Genomic DNA, 18,204 nt, shown 5'->3' with positions numbered 1-18,204 from the left:
TTCGATAATTCAACTATTAGTATCGAGATACAAAATGAAAAAAATATTATTATCTATGGCAGTAGCCTCTGTGCTGTCAGCCCCAAGTTTTGCCCAAACATTAGATGTTGAAATTAATAATACCAAGCAAACTATTCATAGTTTTGGTGCGTCTGATGCGTGGTCGATTAACCCAACGATTAATAAATGGCAAAAAGAGGGCGACCAACAAGCGATTGAAAATCTGGCCGACTTATTGTTTTCCACTGACAACGGCATTGGTTTAACGGCTTGGCGTTTTAACATTGGTGCAGGTAGTACTGAACAAGGGGATGGCAGTTTCATCCGCGATCCGTTGCGCCGTGCTGAACTGCTTGTCCCAGAACGTGGCGGTGACATCGACCCAACGAAGCAACAGGGCCAAATTCGTTTTATGCAGGAAGCGCATCAGCGTGGTGTAGAAAACTTTGTCGCGTTTTCTAATAGTCCTCCGCACTACTTAACTAAAAATGGTTTAACGCATCCAACCGCTGCCGACGATTTAGGGTCAACCAACTTAAACCCTGATAATGTTGATGCATTCTCGGAGTTCCTAGTCAAAGTGCTTGCGTACCTACGTAGTGACGAAGTGGGTGTGCCAGTGAATTACATCAGTCCAATTAACGAACCAACATGGGAATGGGAAGGCCAGACTCAAGAAGGCAACCGCTACAACATGCAGGAAGTGAAAGCGGTTTATCGCAGCTTGGACAAGAAGTTGACCGAAGCGGGCATGCGTGAAGACATTCATATTGATGGCGGTGAAGTGGTTGAGTTTACGGCCGCTCTACGCGATTCGTATAAGCGTAATTTCGATGGCTCATCTCAAACCAACGGCATGAACTCTCGTGGGGTTGGGCTTTACCGTAATTACATTGATGAGCTTCTCGGTGACCCTGAAATGCGCGATATCATCGGCAACCAAATCTCGGTGCACGGCTACTTCTCTGATGCGTGGCCAGATCGCTTAGGTAAGCTGCGAGATATGACTTGGGGCAACCTGCAGTCGGTCTCTCCGGGTGCTGAAATCTGGATGAGTGAGATGAGTATCCTTGGTGGTGCGGGCTATTCTCGTGACTTTGATGGCCATGGGTTTGACGTTAACGATATGGATTATGCACTGCATGTTGGCCGTATTATGCACCGCGATCTAACGCGCCTGAATGCATCGGCATGGCACTGGTGGTTAGGTCTAACACCATACGACTACAAGGATGGCATGATTAAGATCGCACCATCGCTAGACGCAGACACAGTTCAAGATTCGAAGATGATGTGGACAGTCGGTAACTACAGCCGCTTTATTCGCCCTGGTTACCAGCGTGTTGAGCTTGATGGCGTAGACAACCTAGATGGCTTGATGGCATCGGCGTATGTTAGCCCAGAACAAGACAAAGTCGTGATTGTTGCGGTGAATACTGGCGATGAGGTCGAGAATGTCGAAATCAATCTAGAAGGTGCGAACGCAGCGGAATACACCGCGCACATCACTAATGCAGAGCACAATCTTGAAGTGATTGAGCTTGAGCGCGATGAGCAAGATTATCTGATTCCACCACGCTCTACGGTGACGTTTGTTGGTTCACTGTAACGAGTAAACTCACTAAAGAGCAAAGCAAAAGCCCCATGCCATCAGGTATGGGGCTTTTTTTATTTGTTTGGGGAGCGTTAGTCTTGCGGGTTCGGCGCTTTCACTGAGTCGCGCGCGACTAGAGTAGGCAAGTACAAATTACCACTGTGCTCGTAAGGGGAGGCTTCGGCTAAGTGAATGGCTAAACGCGCCGCTTGGCTTGCCATAATCTGTATTGGATAGCGCACGGTGGTGAGTGTTGGGTGTAAATAGCTAGCAATAGCCGCATCATCAAAGCCGATGATGGAAACGTCTTCTGGGACTCGGATATTGTTCTCTTTTAGAACCGAAATAGCGCCTGCAGCCATTAAGTCGTTGTAGGTGGCTACAGCGGTAAATGGCACGTTTTTCGCCAGCAAATTTCGCATCGCTTCCGCGCCACCAAGTTCGTTAGGCTCTCCAGACACCACAAGGTTTTCTGAGTAGCTTAACTGGTGCTTCTCAAGCTCTGCACGGTAGCCGAGTTTGCGGTCAATTGAGTCATCGATGTTGTGGGAAGACGCAAGGTAGCCAATCTTCTGGTGGCCAAAGCGCAGTAAATGGTTCAGCGCAATGCTGCTGCCGCGCGTGTTATCGAGAGCGATACAGCGCTCTGCGATGTCAGGAATAAAACGGTTTATAACCACTAGGCCGGGGATCTCTTTGGAAAACTTGATCAGCTCCTGATCGGTTAGGCCTTTACTGTGAATGACTAGCGCTTCACAGCGGTTATTGATCAGCAATTCAATCGCTTCCCGCTCGAACACCTCGTTGTGGTAGCCGTGGGTGATCAAAATATGCTTTTTATACTCACGTGCCACCTCATCAATCGCTTGAACCATGGCACCGTAAAACGGGTTGGATACATCGGCGACCAACACTCCGATGGATGGAGACGATTTATTCACCAAAGCACGCGCGTTGGCATTTGGGCGATAATTCAGTTTCTCCATGGCGGCGTGAACGGCTTCGATAGCGGCGTCACTGGTATGAGGTAACTTATTGATTACACGTGATACTGTTGCAACGGATACATTGGCTTCTTTAGCGACGTCTCGGATGTTGGCCATGGTTATCTTTATCGTGAGTGGCTGACGGTGCCTGCCTTACAAAGGACGTGTTCATCAGCGTAGTAATTGGAGTCAATGAATATGACAGTAAACTAAACGCAAAGTTTAGCTTACTGTCGATTTGATTGGAACGTTACTTAGTACCCCATCAGCTGCAGAAGGTTTTCTGCGGTGCGGATGGCCTCTTTTCGGTTGGCAATATTGAGTTTTTGGTACAAGTTGCGGATGTGCGTTTTGATGGTAGTACCTGCGACATCCAGTTCTTGTGCGATTTGCTCGTTACTAAAGCCAGAATAGATAAGGCCAAGCACTTGCCACTCACGTTGCGTAAGCGGGCTGGTACGAACCAACTCTGGGATATTTGGGTGATTCACTAGCTTTTCTACGAACTCTTCGTCGAAGTGTACAGAGCGGCTGCGCTGAGTCGTTGAAATGTCCTTCATCAGCTGTTGCGCACGGTGGCGCTCTAAGTCACCAAGTTCAGACTTGTTAGTTAACTTCTCTAATAAATGACCAATCTTGCCGCCATCTACCAAGAAGTTCCCTAAAATGCCTGTTTGGTTGGTCATTTCAAGAGCCTGCTTGAGTAGTGTACGTGCTGACTCTTCATCGCCTTTGCTTACTGCCAATACTGCCTGTACGATCAAATTACGATTTTGGTCGGTGATCAGGTTATTGGTATTTGCCTCGGACTGCATAAAGTCGAGCGTTTCCGTCGCTTTATCGAACTCACCCAAATTAATGTAGGCACGAGCAATGTTACGCCACTGAAGCTGAGTAAAGTGGTTACACGCCTTTTCTGGGCGGGTAGTGGTTTCAAGCCACTGCTGAATCGACTCCATGTCGCCACGCGCTTGCCAGAATAGGATCAGAGAAAGCGAGGCATTTGCAGTCCAATCTACGTGGTAGCTTGACTGCTTCATCAAATGGACGATTTGGTCGATAAACTTAGACGCTTTATCCAGTTCGCCACGGCCAATGGTAATACGAGCCAGCATCGAGTAGCTGTGAAGGTGCATGCTTGAATAGTCTTTACCCAACACATCAAGGCCTTTGTAAGCACACTCTTCCGCTTCATCTAGGCGGTTCCAGCACCATAGGATCTGTGCGCGGATGCGCAGTAGGAACTCGTGCATTGGCACTTGGTGTAGCTGCTGCTCTTCAATTAGTTTGAATGCGTTGTCTTGTACTTCAAAGGCGGCTTGCACGTAGCCTTGAGCGATAAGGATTTCGCTTTGTTGCAGCATTGCCCACAGTGCTTGATGGTAGACTTGATACTGGCGAGCCAGCTTCTCAGTTTGCTGCATCATTGGTAGTGCACGGCTCAGGTGGCCAAGTACGTGATTGACTTCACCGACTACCGAGGTTGCAACAATTCGGCTGCGGTACACAGTGTGGTCGAGCTGGCTCAGTGCCAATTCTGCAAGTTCCAGTGCTTTTTCAGGTTCGTTCTGGTTAATCGCTACCTGAGCTCTTAACGCATTAAACTCACCTTGTTCGCGGCTGGTCGGCTTGATATTGAGCAATTTCATTTGCTCATCGGCGGTCGCCAATAGATCGCCGACATCGTCATACCTGTGTTGGCTTTGCGCTAGCCATGCCTGCAGCATACAAAGTTTTGGCTCGCTATAGAGTTGTTTTGGCTCTAGCTTATGGATCGCCGTTTCTAGGCTGTCGAGTTCGCCGTGATTAAACATCTTCCAGCCAAACTCAGTAAGAATGTTCGCGATCAGCTGAGTATCATTAGCAAGCTGAGCGTGTCTCAAAGCCTGATGCGGGGTATTCAAATCCAACCAAGCAAGCGCCGCTGAATAATGCAGTTCTTGCTCTTTTTGTGGGATACGCGCCATACGTTCATGAGCAAGGAACTCAGCAAACAGGTTGTGGAAGCGATACCAGTTTTGCTCGCCCTCTAGCGGGTAAATAAACAAGCCAAAGCGATTGAGTGATTCAATCATACTGAGCGCGTCATCACGCTTGGTCAGAGTGGCAACCAGCGAGTCGTTGAAATGATCGAGAATCGAACATTGCAGCAGGAACTGGCGTGTCTCTTGATCGAGCAGATCAAAGACCTCTTCGACCAGATAATCCCACAAGTGAGCGTGATTAAACTGAGATACCGATTCGGCTGATTGCGCCAAAGTCCGTTTTTGATGCTGGGCTTGCAGCGCGATCAATTGCAGCGCAGACGGCCAGCCTTCAACGTAAGTTCGTAGGCTGTTAGCTGTATCGTCATCAATGCCATCAGCGACCCGTTGATTAAAGAATCGAGTGGTCTCTTCCGTATCAAACGCGAGTAATTCGTTACCGATTTCAATCATCAAATCGCGCACGCGTAAATTGGCGGTTCCAAGAGGAGGTGCAGCGCGGCTAGTGACCACGAGAGTGAGATTATCGGGCATGTGCTTGAGGAAAAAACGCATTGCCTCGTGGATTTCGTCATCCGAGATTAAGTGGTAATCATCCAGAACCAAGTAGCATTCTTGGTGAAAGCTCGACATCTCGGCAAACACTTCACTAAACAAAGAATGCAGTGACGAGAACTGGCGTTTTTCAGCCAATTTCTGCGAATTTGGGCAAGTATTATGCGTGGCTTTGTTGAGTGCTTGCAGCAAGTAGTTCATGAAGCGAAACGGATCATTGTCGCTTTCATCTATGCTGTACCAACCAACATTGGGTTTGTCTGACAGCCATTGCGCGGCCATGGTGGTTTTACCGTAACCGGCAGGTGAGCGAAATAGCACTAACTTGTAGCAAGGTGCTTGTTGTAAGAGATCTAAAACTCTTGGACGTACGATTGCGTTATGCAAACGACCCGGACGAGTTAATTTCGAAGGAATCCACATCTTAGTAACCTGTTCCCCGTTTGTACATTTATTGGCCAAATGACCTTATGTCGCAGATGTTACTTTAAGAGCGGATATGCAGTTATTGATCAACCGCCAGTTTTTCGCTTGTTTCACATTTTGGCAGTATCTACGCCCTGTAATTGTGATTCTTGTCACCTTATGGTGCACTTAAAACTTTGCTATCAATGCTTTTTACACCAAATGTACTGAAATATATGCAACAAGTTAAATTCTTGTGTGATCTGACGTGCATATTCATCATTTGTTAATTCGCGCTTCCACATAAGTTTCATACAACAGAATTAGCGTGTAGAGGTGGGTGGTGTGATCTGACTCACGAGGGAAATGCCCGATGGGATGAGATATGAGAGTTTGATCACTGAGTGTCCTGTCGCTACTCCTCTACGCCCTCACTCCTCCTCCTAATAAGCCCCTTAAGTAGGAGGATGTTTTGCAAACCCTGTGCATGCACGATATGTCACAGATGGATTAAAACCAATAAGTGAGATTTCTCTAATGAAACCTACGCAACAGAAACAGTTTGATAAAGCTTCATTCCAAGAAAGCGTTAAAAAGCATTTGTCGGCGACTTACGCTACGACAGTAGAAAATGCAGATAGCCGAGCATGGTACCTAGCTATGGGGCGTGCACTGGCAGAAATTACGACTTTTGATCTGCTTGAAACAGAGCAAGATGAAAAGATCAAAAACGCGAAAAGCGTTAACTACCTATCTCTAGAATTTTTGATTGGCCGCCTAACAGGTAACAACCTGATCAGCCTTGGTTTGTACGAGCAAATCACCCAAGCGATGGAAGAACTAGGCCAAAACCTTACCGACCTTCTTGAAGAAGAGCGTGACCCATCACTAGGTAACGGTGGCTTAGGCCGACTAGCGGCATGTTTCATGGACTCATGTGCTGCGCAAGAATTCCCAACAGTAGGTTACGGCCTGCACTACGAATATGGCTTGTTCAAGCAGTCTTTCCAAGAAGGTCACCAGCAAGAAGCACCAGACGCATGGCGTGGTGTAGAAGGTTACCCTTGGGAAGTTGCGCGCCCTGAACTGGCGCAAGAAATTGGTTTCTATGGCCACGTTGAGGTGTACCACGAAGAAGGCAAAGAAAAACGCCGCTGGGTACCGGGCATGCAAGTAAAAGCAATGCCATGGGATTTACCAATCGTAGGTTATGAGAGCGACACTGTTTACCCACTTCGTTTGTGGGAGTGTCAAGCAATTGCACCGTTTTCGCTAGCAAGCTTTAACAACGGTGATTACTTTGAAGCGCAGCACGCGCTGATCGATGCGGGTAACATCACTAAGGTTCTATACCCGAACGACAACCACGAAAAAGGTAAGACTCTGCGCCTGATGCAGCAGTACTTCCACAGTGCAGCGTCGGTTCGTGATATTCTTCGTCGTCACGAAGAAGCAGGCCACACGCTAGCTTCACTACCAAAATACGAAACAATTCAGCTAAACGATACGCACCCAACTATCGCGATTCCTGAACTGATGCGTATTCTTATCGATGAAAAAGGCTTAGGTTGGGATGAAGCTTGGGACATCAGTTCTAAGACATTCGCTTACACTAACCACACTCTACTGCCAGAAGCATTAGAGACGTGGAGCGAATCTTTGATTCAGCGCCTACTGCCTCGTCATATGGAAATTATTTACCATATCAACCACTTGTTCTTGCAAGAAGTTCGTGAGAAGTGGCCAGGAGACGTCGCTAAGCAGCAGAAGCTTTCTATCATCCAAGAAGGTTTCCACCGCATGGTACGCATGGCGAACCTATGTGTGGTTGGTTCATACGCGGTGAACGGCGTAGCAGCGTTGCACTCAGAGCTAGTAAAACGCGACCTATTCCCAGAGTTTGATGAGCTATACCCAACGCGTCTACACAACGTGACAAACGGTATTACGCCTCGTCGTTGGTTGAAATTCTGTAACCCAGCTTTATCTGCTCTGATTTCAGAAAAGATTGGTACAGAGTGGCCAGCTCAGTTAGATCAGCTAGAAGCGATTGCACAGTACGCTGACGATGCCAAGTTCCAAAAAGAATTCATGGCTGTTAAGAAGCTGAATAAACAGCGTCTAGCAGACTGGGTATCTGAGAACATGGGTATCGAGCTAGACACTAACGCTATCTTCGACGTTCAAATCAAGCGTCTACACGAGTACAAGCGTCAGCACCTGAACATGCTGCACATTCTGTCTCTGTACCACCGTTTGCTGAACGATCCTGATTTCGATATGGCGCCGCGCGTTGTGTTCTTCGCAGCGAAAGCAGCACCAGGCTACCACCTAGCGAAAGAAATCATCTACGCAATCAACAAGATTGCAGAGAAAGTGAATAACGATCCACGCATCGGCAACAAGCTGAAAGTGGTCTTTATCCCTGACTACCGCGTAAGCATGGCCGAAATCATCATTCCTGCTGCTGACGTGTCAGAGCAAATCTCAACAGCAGGTAAAGAAGCATCTGGTACCGGCAACATGAAGATGGCACTAAACGGTGCATTGACTATCGGTACTATGGATGGTGCGAACGTAGAAATTCGTGAAGAAGTCGGCGATGAAAACATCTACATCTTCGGCTTAGAAGTGGATGGTGTTGAAGCAACTCGCGCTCGCGGTTACAACCCATTCGATTACTACAATGCAGACCCACTACTGAAAGCATCTCTAGATCTTCTACTGGGTGATGAGTTCACGCCGGGTGAGCACGGTAAACTTCGCGCGACGTTCGACAGCCTACTTGATGGCGGCGACCCGTACCTATGTCTTGCAGATTTCGCTTCTTACGTGAAAGCGCATGAAGACATGGACAAGCAGTACCGCGACCAAGCGGGTTGGGCGAAGAAAGCCATTCTGAATACCGCATTGGTGGGCAAATTCAGTTCCGACCGCAGTATTCGCGACTACGTGAACAACATCTGGAAACTAGAAGCAGTAAAACGCTAATTCCATAAAAAAGCCAAGGTACTTAGTACCTTGGCTGATTTGATTATAACTCTATATTAACCCTACATTTTGAAGGTTTAAGCAGTCCTTCGGAGAGAGCGATGAAAGACAATAACGCATTAAAACAAGTCGCTGAAATGGCCAAGTTGGCCGACAGCTATGTAAGCGCATGGGGAGATGAAGCAAAAGTTTCAGATGAGACATTGCTTCGCTTATTAGCGTCACTAGGTTATGACACAAGTAATGATCAGGCTTTACTTAAATCCGCTGAGAAAAAGCATAAGAAAGACGTACTAGACCCGGTTCTCGTATTGCGTGAAGGTGAACCCGCTGAAGTCGCCCTAAACCTTGGTGTGAGCGCTCGAGAGAGTGAATTCAGCTGGCGTTTAGAAACAGAGCAAGGAGAGGTACTTGAAGGCTATCTTCAATCTCAAATCGTTCGTGATGAACGTGCCGAGGGTGGCCCTTTAGTGTTTACATTGCCAAACGACTTGGCATGGGGTTATCACAAGCTGATCATTTCGCGTAAGCGTCGTAAAGCGCCATACGAAATGACACTGATTGTGACGCCAAAAGCGTGTTTCAAGCAGTCTGCAATGGAGCAGGGCAAAAAGATGTGGGGCCCGAGCGTCCAGCTTTACACTCTGCGTACTCAACATAACTGGGGCATCGGAGATTTTGGTGATCTGAAACAGTTGGTAGCAGATGTTGCATCACGTGGTGGTGACTTTGTTGGCCTAAACCCGATTCACTCACTGTTCCCAGCGAACCCTGAGGGTGCAAGCCCATACAGCCCGTCTTCTCGTCGCTGGCTAAATATCTTATACATTGATGTAAGTTCAGTTCCTGAGTTTGCATTAAGCGCAGAAGCGCAGCAAAAAGTAGGCAGCGCGGAGTTCCAGCAGCGTTTACAAAAAGCGCGTGATTCACACTGGGTGAACTACTCTGAAGTGGCAGAGCTGAAAAACAGCGTATTGCCGATGCTGTTTACGGAGTTCAAAAAGCGCCACTTAGACAAAAATACCGATAGAGCTCAAGCGTTCCTTAACTTTGTTGAACAAGGCGGTGATAGCTTAGTTCATCAAGCCGCTTTTGACGCACTGCACATCGAGTTGCACTCACAAGATTCTAACGTGTGGGGCTGGCCTGTATTCCCTGAAAAATACCGCCGCTTCGATAACACAGCGGTGCAAAAGTATATTGAAGAACACCAAGACCAAGTGCACCTATACATGTACTTGCAATGGGTTGCCGATACTCAGATCAATGAAGCGCAAGAGCTGGCTGAAGAGAAAGGAATGTCGGTAGGCTTATACCGCGACCTAGCCGTTGGTGTAGCAGACTCTGGTGCAGAAACATGGGCTGATGATGGCAGCTTGGTTCTGGATGCAAGCATTGGTGCTCCACCAGATATTCTTGGCCCACTAGGCCAGAACTGGGGCTTACCACCACTCAACCCACAAGTGCTGCAAGCGACGGGGTACGACGCTTACATCAAGCTATTACGCGCGAACATGAAGCATTGTGGTTCACTGCGTATCGATCACGTTTTAGGTCTACTTCGCTTATGGTGGATTCCAAAAGGTGAAGATGCAACGCAAGGGGCGTACATCTACTACCCAGTTGAAGACATGCTAGCGATCTTGGCTCTAGAATCGCACCGTCACCAGTGTAGTGTGATTGGTGAAGACTTAGGAACTGTACCTGATGAGATTGTTGATATCTTGCGTGATGCCGGTGTTCACTCATACAAGGTGTTCTTCTTCGAAACATCTGAAGACGATGGTGGTTACATTTCGCCTGCGCATTACGCTGAGCAATCTATGTCGGCACTGTGTACGCACGATATGCCAACTTTGCGCGGTTTCTGGCACTGTGATGACCTGAAAATGGGCCGTGAAATTGGCCTGTACCCAGACGAAAAACAGCTAGAAGCACTGTTTGACGACCGTTTGAAGAGTAAGCAAGGGATTCTAGATTCTGTGGCGTGGCATGGTTACTTACCTGAAGGGGTAGGTCGAGACGCGAGCAAAGTGCCAATGGACTCTTACCTAAGTGAAGCACTTCAACTGCATGTCGCGGCGGGTTCTTCTACCTTGTTGAGTGTTCAGTTGGAAGATTGGCTAGAAATGGACAAGCCGGTCAATATTCCAGGTACGGTGAATGAGTACCCGAACTGGCGACGTAAACTATCGATGAACTTGGATGAAATCTTTGCTCAAGAATACGTAAACCGAATTGCTAAACGCTTAACTGAAGTGAGGTTGAAAGCGAGTAAGTAAGGTGCGGGTAATTATCGAGCTGGATTACTCCAGTTGCATAAAAAAGTTTAGACTCGGTCACTCTAAGTGTGGCTGGAGTCCGGTAAACTTAACAAGCTAATTTTGGGCCCGCTTTTTAGCGGGCTTTTTTGCTTGTAAATTATAAATTTAGAGAAGTAGGCTAGGGAGAGATAAGGTTGAAAAATACAGGGCTTAAAACAATAACGCAGGCGTATAGTCAGCTGTCACATGCGTCATTTTCCGACCCATTCTCGTTTATAGGTCCATTTATTCCATCGGAACAAGGAGCGTTGCGAGTATGGATGCCGGGAGCCGACAAAGTCGAGTTAGTGATTGATGGAGAAGCGCGTATCGAGCTGGAGCGTGAATTCGACTCTGGCTTTATCTTGAAGCAAGAACGCGATCTTCGTTTTACTCATTATCAGCTGGCGGTGGATTGGAATGGTACCGAGCAGTTGCTGGATGACCCATACCAGTATCACGGTTTGTACGCAGAGTATGATGACCTTCATACACCTAAAGATATGTACTATCACATGGGATCGCAGTTTGTTACGATTGAGCGCGATGGTAAGGCAATTTCTGGTACACGCTTCCTAGTGTATGCTCCGCACGCATCGGCGTGTAGCCTTGTGGGTAACTTCAATAGCTGGGATGGTCGTCGTCATCCTATGCAGCGTCTCGACTATGGTATTTGGGGACTGTTTATTCCAAACCTTGAAGAAGGCGCGCAATATAAATTTGAATTGAAAGGTCCTGATGGTGAAGGGCTACCGCATAAAGCTGACCCTTGGGGCTTCTACAGCGAACAGTATCCATCTTTCTCTTCTGTGACTTATGATCACAGTCGTTACCAGTGGCAAGACCAAGAGTGGCAAGGCCGCCCAGTTACCGAAAAGCGTAAAGAGGCGTTGTCGTTCTATGAACTTCATGCTGGCTCATGGAAACGCGATGCTAACGGCGATTTTCTAAACTACCGTGATTTAGCGGATCAGTTAGTACCTTATCTGGTCGATCTTGGCTACACCCACGTTGAACTGATGCCAGTTTCAGAGCATCCATTCTACGGTTCTTGGGGTTATCAACCTGTTGGCTTGTTTGCGCCAACCAGCCGATTTGGTTCGCCAGATGATTTCAAATATTTCGTTGAGCAGTGTCACCTAGCTGGAATTGGTGTTGTATTGGATTGGGTACCAGCACACTTCCCATCAGATGATCACGGTTTAGCGAATTTCGATGGTACACCACTGTTCCACGATCCGGATCCTCGTCGTGGTTGGCATCAAGACTGGAACTCGTACATTTACGATTTAGGGCGTGAGCATGTACGCCGTTTCCTAGTCTCCAATGCGTTGTATTGGTTTGAACAGTTCCATATCGATGGCATTCGTGTTGATGCGGTTGCGTCGATGCTGTATCTCGATTACTCACGTAGCCACGATCAATGGATTCCAAATGTGGACGGTGGTAACGAGAACTACGATGCAATCGCGACATTGAAGTGGATGAATGAGGAAGTGTACAAATACTTCCCCAATGCGATGACGATTGCAGAAGAATCAACCGCTTTCCCTGGGGTATCTGCTCCCACCTTTATGGGTGGTTTAGGTTTTGGCTTCAAATGGAACATGGGTTGGATGCACGATAGCTTGTCTTACATTAAAGAAGACCCTGTCCACCGTAAGTACCATCACGACACCATTACATTCCCGTTAGTGTATGCCCACAGCGAAAACTATGTGTTGTCGTTATCGCATGATGAAGTCGTTTACGGTAAAGGTTCCATCCACAACAAAATGCCTGGCGATGAGTGGCAGCAAACGGCGAACCTTCGTGCTTACATGGGTTACATGTATGGTCAGCCGGGTAAAAAGCTCAACTTTATGGGGGCGGAAATTGGTCAAACGGCGGAGTGGAATCATGACGATCAGTTGCAGTGGTTCTTACTTGAGTTCGAACGTCACCAAGGTATTCAGTCGCTTACTCGTGATTTGAACCAACTGTACCGTAATGAGCGCGCGTTGCATGAGCTTGATAGTGAACCGCGTGGGTTTGAGTGGAGACTACAAGACGCTTCTGAAGCGAGTATCTTAGCCCACGAAAGGATTAGTGATAACGGTGAGCGTGTGCTGGTGGTGACCAACTTTACTCCAGTGCCTCACGATGAATTTGTCCTTGGTGTCCCATTTGAAGGCGAGTATCAATTGCTGCTTAATACCGATGATGGGAAATACAATGGCAGCGACTATGAGGCCTATTCAGCAGCCAAGACACAATCAGTAGAGAGCCAAGGGTTATCGCAGTCGATTTCCTTACGCTTACCTCCTTTGAGCACGGTATTCTACAAGCTAAGCTGATTTACAGTGTGAATTAAAAAGGGAGCCGATGGCTCCCTTTTAGTTTTTACTCATTGTCAGCGGTTTTACCTACCGACCAAGCGTACAGCAATTCAAGTGCGATGGTGGCCCCTGCTAACGCGGTAACATCGCTTTGGTCGTACGGTGGGGCAACTTCAACCACATCCATGCCAACAATATTAACGCCGGCTAAACCGCGTAGGATTTTCAGCACTTTGTCGGAGTTCAACCCACCGCAAACCGGTGTTCCGGTTCCTGGTGCGAATGCTGGATCCAGACAGTCGATGTCGAACGTAACATACACTGGTTTATCACCAATGATGTCCTTTATTTGCGCGACAATTTCTTCTGCGCTTAGGTCATTGGCTTGCATCGCATTAATAACATTAAAGCCATGGTCTTCTTGCTCGTATTCCGTACGAATACCAATTTGAACCGAGTGCTTCGCTGAAATTAGCCCTTCGTTTGGCGCATGATAGAACATAGTGCCATGGTCATACGCACTGCCATTAGCATACGTGTCGGTATGGGCATCGAAGTGAATCAATGCCATCTCGCCATGGTGCTTAGCATAAGCGCGCAATATTGGCAGGGTAATGAAGTGATCACCACCTAGCGCCAACATGGTTTTACCGCTCTTTAGAATTTCAGACGTTGCTGCTTCTAATCGATAAGTAAAATCTTCTGCATCGCCACAGTCGAATACCAAATCGCCCGCATCAATCACGTTCGCGCGTTCGAATACGTTAAAGTCCCAAGGGAATTTTTTGCCTTCCCAAGCGAGGTTAACCGAAGCGCGGCGAATCGCATCTGGCCCCATACGAGCGCCAGGGCGTCCCGATGTCGCCATATCAAGCGGTACACCGAGTACTACTACATCGGCGTCGGCACTTACTGGATTTTTCACGTAAGGGCGGCGCACAAATGTCATTGCATTTGAGTACAGTGAATAATCAGTTTTGCTAAACAAATCATTCATTTAGAAATCCTCTAAATAAGTATAACCACTTAAGCCTTGCTCAAGTTCATCGAGCACGTTTTGTTGCTCTTCAATCGCAACTCGTTGGCTTACCAGTTCACGGTAATTGGTGCGAATTTTATCTACGTCAATGTGAACGTAGCGCATCATATCTTCAACTGAATCGCCTTCATTAATGGATTCGATCACTGCTTTACCGCTTTCATCGACGTTGACTACTGCGCTATGGGTGTCACCAAATAAGTTGTGCATGTCACCCAAGATCTCTTGGTATGCTCCCACTAGGAAAAAGCCCATCAGATACGGTTTGTCTTTATCAAACGCGGGTACTGGCAATGTGGTTTCTATGCCTTGACCTTCAACGTACTGCTCAATCGCGCCATCTGAATCACACGTAATGTCGAGCATTACAGCGCGTCGGTCTTCTACGTTTTCCAAACCGGACAGAGGCAATACAGGGAATACCTGATCGATACCCCATGCATCTGGCAGTGATTGGAATAGCGAAAAATTCACAAAGAATTTATCGGCTAGTCGCTCGTTCAACTCATCCAAAATCGGTCGATGAAAACGATTTTTGTTGCTCATTTGGCGGCTGAGCTCGAAGTAGATACGCAGAGACAATTGCTCTGCCCACGCTCGTTGCTGGAGGTTTAGCAGCCCCATCGCAAACTGCGAGTGCACTTCGGCTAAGTCGCTTTGTGTATCGTTGTAAATCTCAATCAATGCACGAGCGTCAGTCCCGTCTTGTAAGTTTTCCCAGTTGCGCCACATGTTTTGCAACAGCGTAGGGGCAGCCTGCTCTGGAGCAATCATTTCTTCTGGATGGTACGCTTCGTTACCAATCACATTGGTGATCAACACCGCATGATGAGCAGTAATAGAGCGACCCGATTCCGAGATGATGACTGGCATTGGCTGTTCATATTGCTGACACACATCGCCCACAGTGGAAACAATGTTTCTAGCGTACTCGGCGAGCCCATAGTTCATCGAGTTCGAAGACTGGCTGCGTGTACCGTCGTAATCGACGGCCAAACCGCCACCAATGTCGAAGAAATCAATATTGGCGCCCATACCACGCAGCTCACAGTAGAAGCGAGCCGATTCATTCACACCGTTGCGCACATCGCGAATATTGGCCATTTGCGAACCTAGGTGGAAATGCACTAGCTGCATCGCATCCAATTGTTCTTCACGCTTTAAACGTTCAATGACAGTCAGAACCTGAGACGCCGATAACCCGAACTTCGATTTTTCGCCGCCACTGGCTTGCCATTTACCTGCGCCTTGAGAAGCAAGTCGGATTCGAATACCCAAGCGTGGTTTCACACCAAGGTTTTTCGCTTCTTTTAGCACTAAGTCCAGCTCAGATAGCTTTTCTAAAACGATGAATACTTTGTGTCCTAGCTTTTCACCGATTAACGCTAGGCGAATGTACTCTCTGTCTTTGTAACCGTTACATACAATAACGGAGCTGGCTTGCTGAGCTAACGCTAGTACTGCGAGTAGTTCAGGTTTGCTGCCGGCCTCTAGCCCAAGCTGTTTGGTTTCAAGCTTTGCTTGGCTAGCTAAGATCTCGTCAACGACTTCTTTCTGCTGGTTTACTTTAATTGGGTAAACCAACAAGTAGTTGTTCTGGTACTGGTATTCTTCAATCGCTTGGTTAAATGCTTGGCAAACGTTATGCACTCGCTGGTGCAGAATCTGCGGGAAGCGAACCAGAACTGGTAGGTTTAGTTGACGTTCTTCCAGTTGATTGACGATGTTGCTAAAAGGCACTTGGTGCGTTTTGTCGCTGGTCGGTGATACATACACTTCACCGTTGTCATCAATACCATAGAAGCCTTGGCTCCAGTGTTGAACATTGTAATCAGCGCGAACGCGGTCTAGTTTGGATACTTGTTCCACAGCTTATCTCGCAAGAACAGAGAGAAAAATCTGAGTTCAGAATGTTCTGAAATCACACCTGCTTTGGGCTAGGACAGCCTCAAAAGTCAGGCGCATTAACGGATAAAATGGGTGTGGAGTCTAATGAAAAATATTTGTCGTGACGATTAACGTAGAGTGATGAGTCGGGTGGGGTAAGTCAGTGAGTTCGAATGGATGGTAACCCACTGACTTTAAAGACTTATGCGGCCATCATATGAGCCGCCAAATCACGGCCATGCCCCTTAAATTGCTCGATGGTGTCGACAAATGAAGGTGGCACATTGAGTAACCTTGCATCGGGGTGCTGAGCCAAATACAGGCTTTTTTGTTGGGTGCTGGGTAACTCGTCCCAATGGGTATTGATGGTGCGAGCGAAATGCAGAATGACCGCGATTTGCGGTGACAGCTCAGCTTCTCTTGGCTCATTGAAATGCTCGATGGCATCGACCATTTCTTCTGGGAACTGCCAGCTTCGAGCCAACAAGGCACCAAGCGATGGCGCTGAAATATCAAGGACTTGTTCTTGCGCCGCGATAGGGTCTACGCCTTGTTCTATCAGTTGTTCGATTTTGGCAACTTCATTGGGTACTAGGGTGTGGATCATCAGTTCGCCAATATTGTGCAAAATACCAATGGTAAAGACCGCGTTAGGATCCAGCCCTGAAATACCGGCGAGTTTGCTCGAAAGTACCGACACTTCGAAAGTATTGGCCCAATACTCATCAAGGTTGAGTGTTTTCACGTTAGGGAACGTGCTTGTGAGTACAGATACTACGACTAAGGTTCGAACGGGCCCAATGCCCACCCTTGAGATAGCATCGTGGGCTGAAGATACTTGTCTCACTCCCCCGAAGTAAGCGGAGTTCGCCATACGAAGTAGTCGAGCGCTGAGCACTTGGTCCATCGAGATCTTGTTTGCCAAAGCGACAAAATTGACTTCTTCCTGATTGACCATATCCAGCAGTTCTTGCAGTACGCTTTCAATTCGCGGCAGCTCATTTAAGCGTGAAATAAGTGTAGATTGACTCATCCTTTGTCTCTCTTGTTATTGGTGAATTCACTTCCCACTGTGATATTCATATTTTCTGGTGACTAGCTTGCTTTAGCCGTCGCCAACTTTTCGTTGTGATATTTAACTATAGGCAATGATCGCTATTGAGCCCAAAGTCACGCTGAAATTGCGATGGGTAGCCAGAAACTAAATGACACAATGTAATGGCCTGGCTTGGAGCCGATTTCATAGCAGCGGAGCGCGGGCAATACCGTGATTTTTCCTCAAATTGACAGCAAATTGAAACTGTTAGGGTTGTGCTCAGATAAGATGCATCATCTCTAAATTGCTGTGTTGCGAATTCTTTAAATGACTGTGTTAAAACATAAAAACAAAGGTTTGGCTTTGCTGGTGGTATTGCTTGTGCTTATCGCACCTATGGTGATTTTTACCCCAAGCTCAGATTTGTTGTCACCTGTGACAGACACGACAGGTTTGTTTTTTACACTGCTTACTGATTCCGCTGGTAGTAAAGGCTTTTTGATCACTTTAGCTGTGCTTTGTGCGTTCATGCTGCACTTGAAGCTGCCGGCTGATCAATTGCTGACGAAGTTGTTTCAGCTTGGTGTGATTTTGGTGATTGGTTTTGCAAGCAAAACTGGGTTGAAGCACATGACGGAAAGCCCAAGACCGTACACAGAATTGATTGCACAGCAGCTAATCATTCCTGAGCCCGCTCATTTCTATCGTCTAGATGATAAGCAAAGAGAACAAGTCATTGACCGCATTTCTGACAATGTCAGTGAATGGCGCACCAGACACTGGCAAGGTGAGAAAGACTACTCGTTTCCTTCTGGCCACACGATCTTTGTCGCAATCTGTATCGCATTTTTTGGTGGGCTATTCCTACAACATAAACGTTACGTTTTGACCGCTGGGCTGTTGATTTGGGCGCTAGGGGTCGCATACAGCCGATTATGGCTTGGTATGCACCGACCAATAGACCTCATTGGATCGGTTCTGTTTATCTTTGTTGTATATGCGTTGCTGCCTAGCTTTAGTGTGGTGGGTACAAAACTGTTAGAAAAACTTCCGGAACGAGTCAGACATAGTCTATAACTATAATAAGTTGCTCTTAGAATAAGCA

10 protein-coding genes are annotated in these 18,204 nt (G+C 47.3%); 5 read left to right on the top strand and 5 right to left on the bottom strand.

Annotation, left to right across the window (positions count from 1 at the left end; translation table 11 throughout):
• Nucleotides 1-34 precede the first annotated feature (34 nt).
• Nucleotides 35-1,609 carry a glycoside hydrolase gene (locus ACXABW_RS20595; protein WP_457525340.1) on the top strand — a complete coding sequence of 525 codons (1,575 nt, stop codon included), beginning with the start codon at nucleotides 35-37 and terminating at the stop codon, nucleotides 1,607-1,609.
• A gap of 77 nt (nucleotides 1,610-1,686) precedes the next feature.
• On the opposite strand, the gene ACXABW_RS20590 is transcribed toward ACXABW_RS20595, so the two are convergent.
• On the bottom strand, nucleotides 1,687-2,697 hold the full coding sequence (locus ACXABW_RS20590) for a substrate-binding domain-containing protein (RefSeq protein WP_457525339.1): 1,011 nt from the start codon (nucleotides 2,695-2,697) through the stop codon (nucleotides 1,687-1,689).
• Between the two features lie 137 nt (nucleotides 2,698-2,834).
• On the bottom strand, nucleotides 2,835-5,543 hold the full coding sequence (malT, locus tag ACXABW_RS20585; protein WP_457525337.1) for an HTH-type transcriptional regulator MalT: 2,709 nt from the start codon (nucleotides 5,541-5,543) through the stop codon (nucleotides 2,835-2,837).
• 519 nt (nucleotides 5,544-6,062) lie between these two features.
• Here malT and ACXABW_RS20580 point away from each other — a divergent pair.
• The 3 genes from ACXABW_RS20580 to glgB all read left to right on the top strand — a co-directional run bounded on the left by ACXABW_RS20580 (nucleotide 6,063) and on the right by glgB (nucleotide 13,155).
• Nucleotides 6,063-8,516 carry a glycogen/starch/alpha-glucan phosphorylase gene (locus tag ACXABW_RS20580; RefSeq protein WP_252032356.1) on the top strand — a complete coding sequence of 818 codons (2,454 nt, stop codon included), beginning with the start codon at nucleotides 6,063-6,065 and terminating at the stop codon, nucleotides 8,514-8,516.
• Between the two features lie 101 nt (nucleotides 8,517-8,617).
• Nucleotides 8,618-10,798, top strand: coding sequence for a 4-alpha-glucanotransferase (gene malQ, locus ACXABW_RS20575; protein WP_457525336.1), 2,181 nt, complete (start codon nucleotides 8,618-8,620; stop codon nucleotides 10,796-10,798).
• A 176-nt stretch (nucleotides 10,799-10,974) separates the two neighbouring features.
• Complete coding sequence (glgB, locus tag ACXABW_RS20570; RefSeq protein WP_457525335.1) at nucleotides 10,975-13,155, top strand: 1,4-alpha-glucan branching protein GlgB; 2,181 nt, start codon at nucleotides 10,975-10,977, stop codon at nucleotides 13,153-13,155.
• A gap of 46 nt (nucleotides 13,156-13,201) precedes the next feature.
• On the opposite strand, the gene speB is transcribed toward glgB, so the two are convergent.
• From speB to ACXABW_RS20555, 3 genes are all read right to left on the bottom strand, one after another.
• Complete coding sequence (gene speB / locus ACXABW_RS20565) at nucleotides 13,202-14,134, bottom strand: agmatinase (RefSeq protein WP_252032347.1); 933 nt, start codon at nucleotides 14,132-14,134, stop codon at nucleotides 13,202-13,204.
• A complete protein-coding gene (gene speA, locus ACXABW_RS20560; RefSeq protein WP_252032344.1) occupies nucleotides 14,135-16,045 on the bottom strand; it encodes an arginine decarboxylase in 1,911 nt (636 codons plus the stop codon).
• A 220-nt stretch (nucleotides 16,046-16,265) separates the two neighbouring features.
• Nucleotides 16,266-17,096 carry an HDOD domain-containing protein gene (locus tag ACXABW_RS20555; protein ID WP_457525332.1) on the bottom strand — a complete coding sequence of 277 codons (831 nt, stop codon included), beginning with the start codon at nucleotides 17,094-17,096 and terminating at the stop codon, nucleotides 16,266-16,268.
• A gap of 330 nt (nucleotides 17,097-17,426) precedes the next feature.
• Here ACXABW_RS20555 and ACXABW_RS20550 point away from each other — a divergent pair, with 330 nt between their 5' ends.
• Nucleotides 17,427-18,176, top strand: a complete 750-nt coding sequence (locus tag ACXABW_RS20550) for a phosphatase PAP2 family protein (protein WP_252032338.1) — start codon at nucleotides 17,427-17,429, stop codon at nucleotides 18,174-18,176.
• The last annotated feature ends 28 nt before the right edge of the window (nucleotides 18,177-18,204 follow it).

This window comes from Vibrio paucivorans, assembly GCF_054053395.1.
The sequence above is the reverse complement of the archived record's forward strand: the minus strand, read 5'-3'. Positions and strand labels throughout refer to the sequence as shown.

What these genes read in the sequence shown, in the direction of transcription:
- ACXABW_RS20595 (WP_457525340.1), top strand. Translation starts at nt 35, where the DNA reads ATGAAAAAAATATTATTATCTATGGCAGTAGCCTCTGTGCTGTCAGCC.
- ACXABW_RS20590 (WP_457525339.1), bottom strand. Translation starts at nt 2,697, where the DNA reads ATGGCCAACATCCGAGACGTCGCTAAAGAAGCCAATGTATCCGTTGCA.
- malT (WP_457525337.1), bottom strand. Translation starts at nt 5,543, where the DNA reads ATGTGGATTCCTTCGAAATTAACTCGTCCGGGTCGTTTGCATAACGCA.
- ACXABW_RS20580 (WP_252032356.1), top strand. Translation starts at nt 6,063, where the DNA reads ATGAAACCTACGCAACAGAAACAGTTTGATAAAGCTTCATTCCAAGAA.
- malQ (WP_457525336.1), top strand. Translation starts at nt 8,618, where the DNA reads ATGAAAGACAATAACGCATTAAAACAAGTCGCTGAAATGGCCAAGTTG.
- speB (WP_252032347.1), bottom strand. Translation starts at nt 14,134, where the DNA reads ATGAATGATTTGTTTAGCAAAACTGATTATTCACTGTACTCAAATGCA.
- ACXABW_RS20555 (WP_457525332.1), bottom strand. Translation starts at nt 17,096, where the DNA reads ATGAGTCAATCTACACTTATTTCACGCTTAAATGAGCTGCCGCGAATT.
- ACXABW_RS20550 (WP_252032338.1), top strand. Translation starts at nt 17,427, where the DNA reads ATGACTGTGTTAAAACATAAAAACAAAGGTTTGGCTTTGCTGGTGGTA.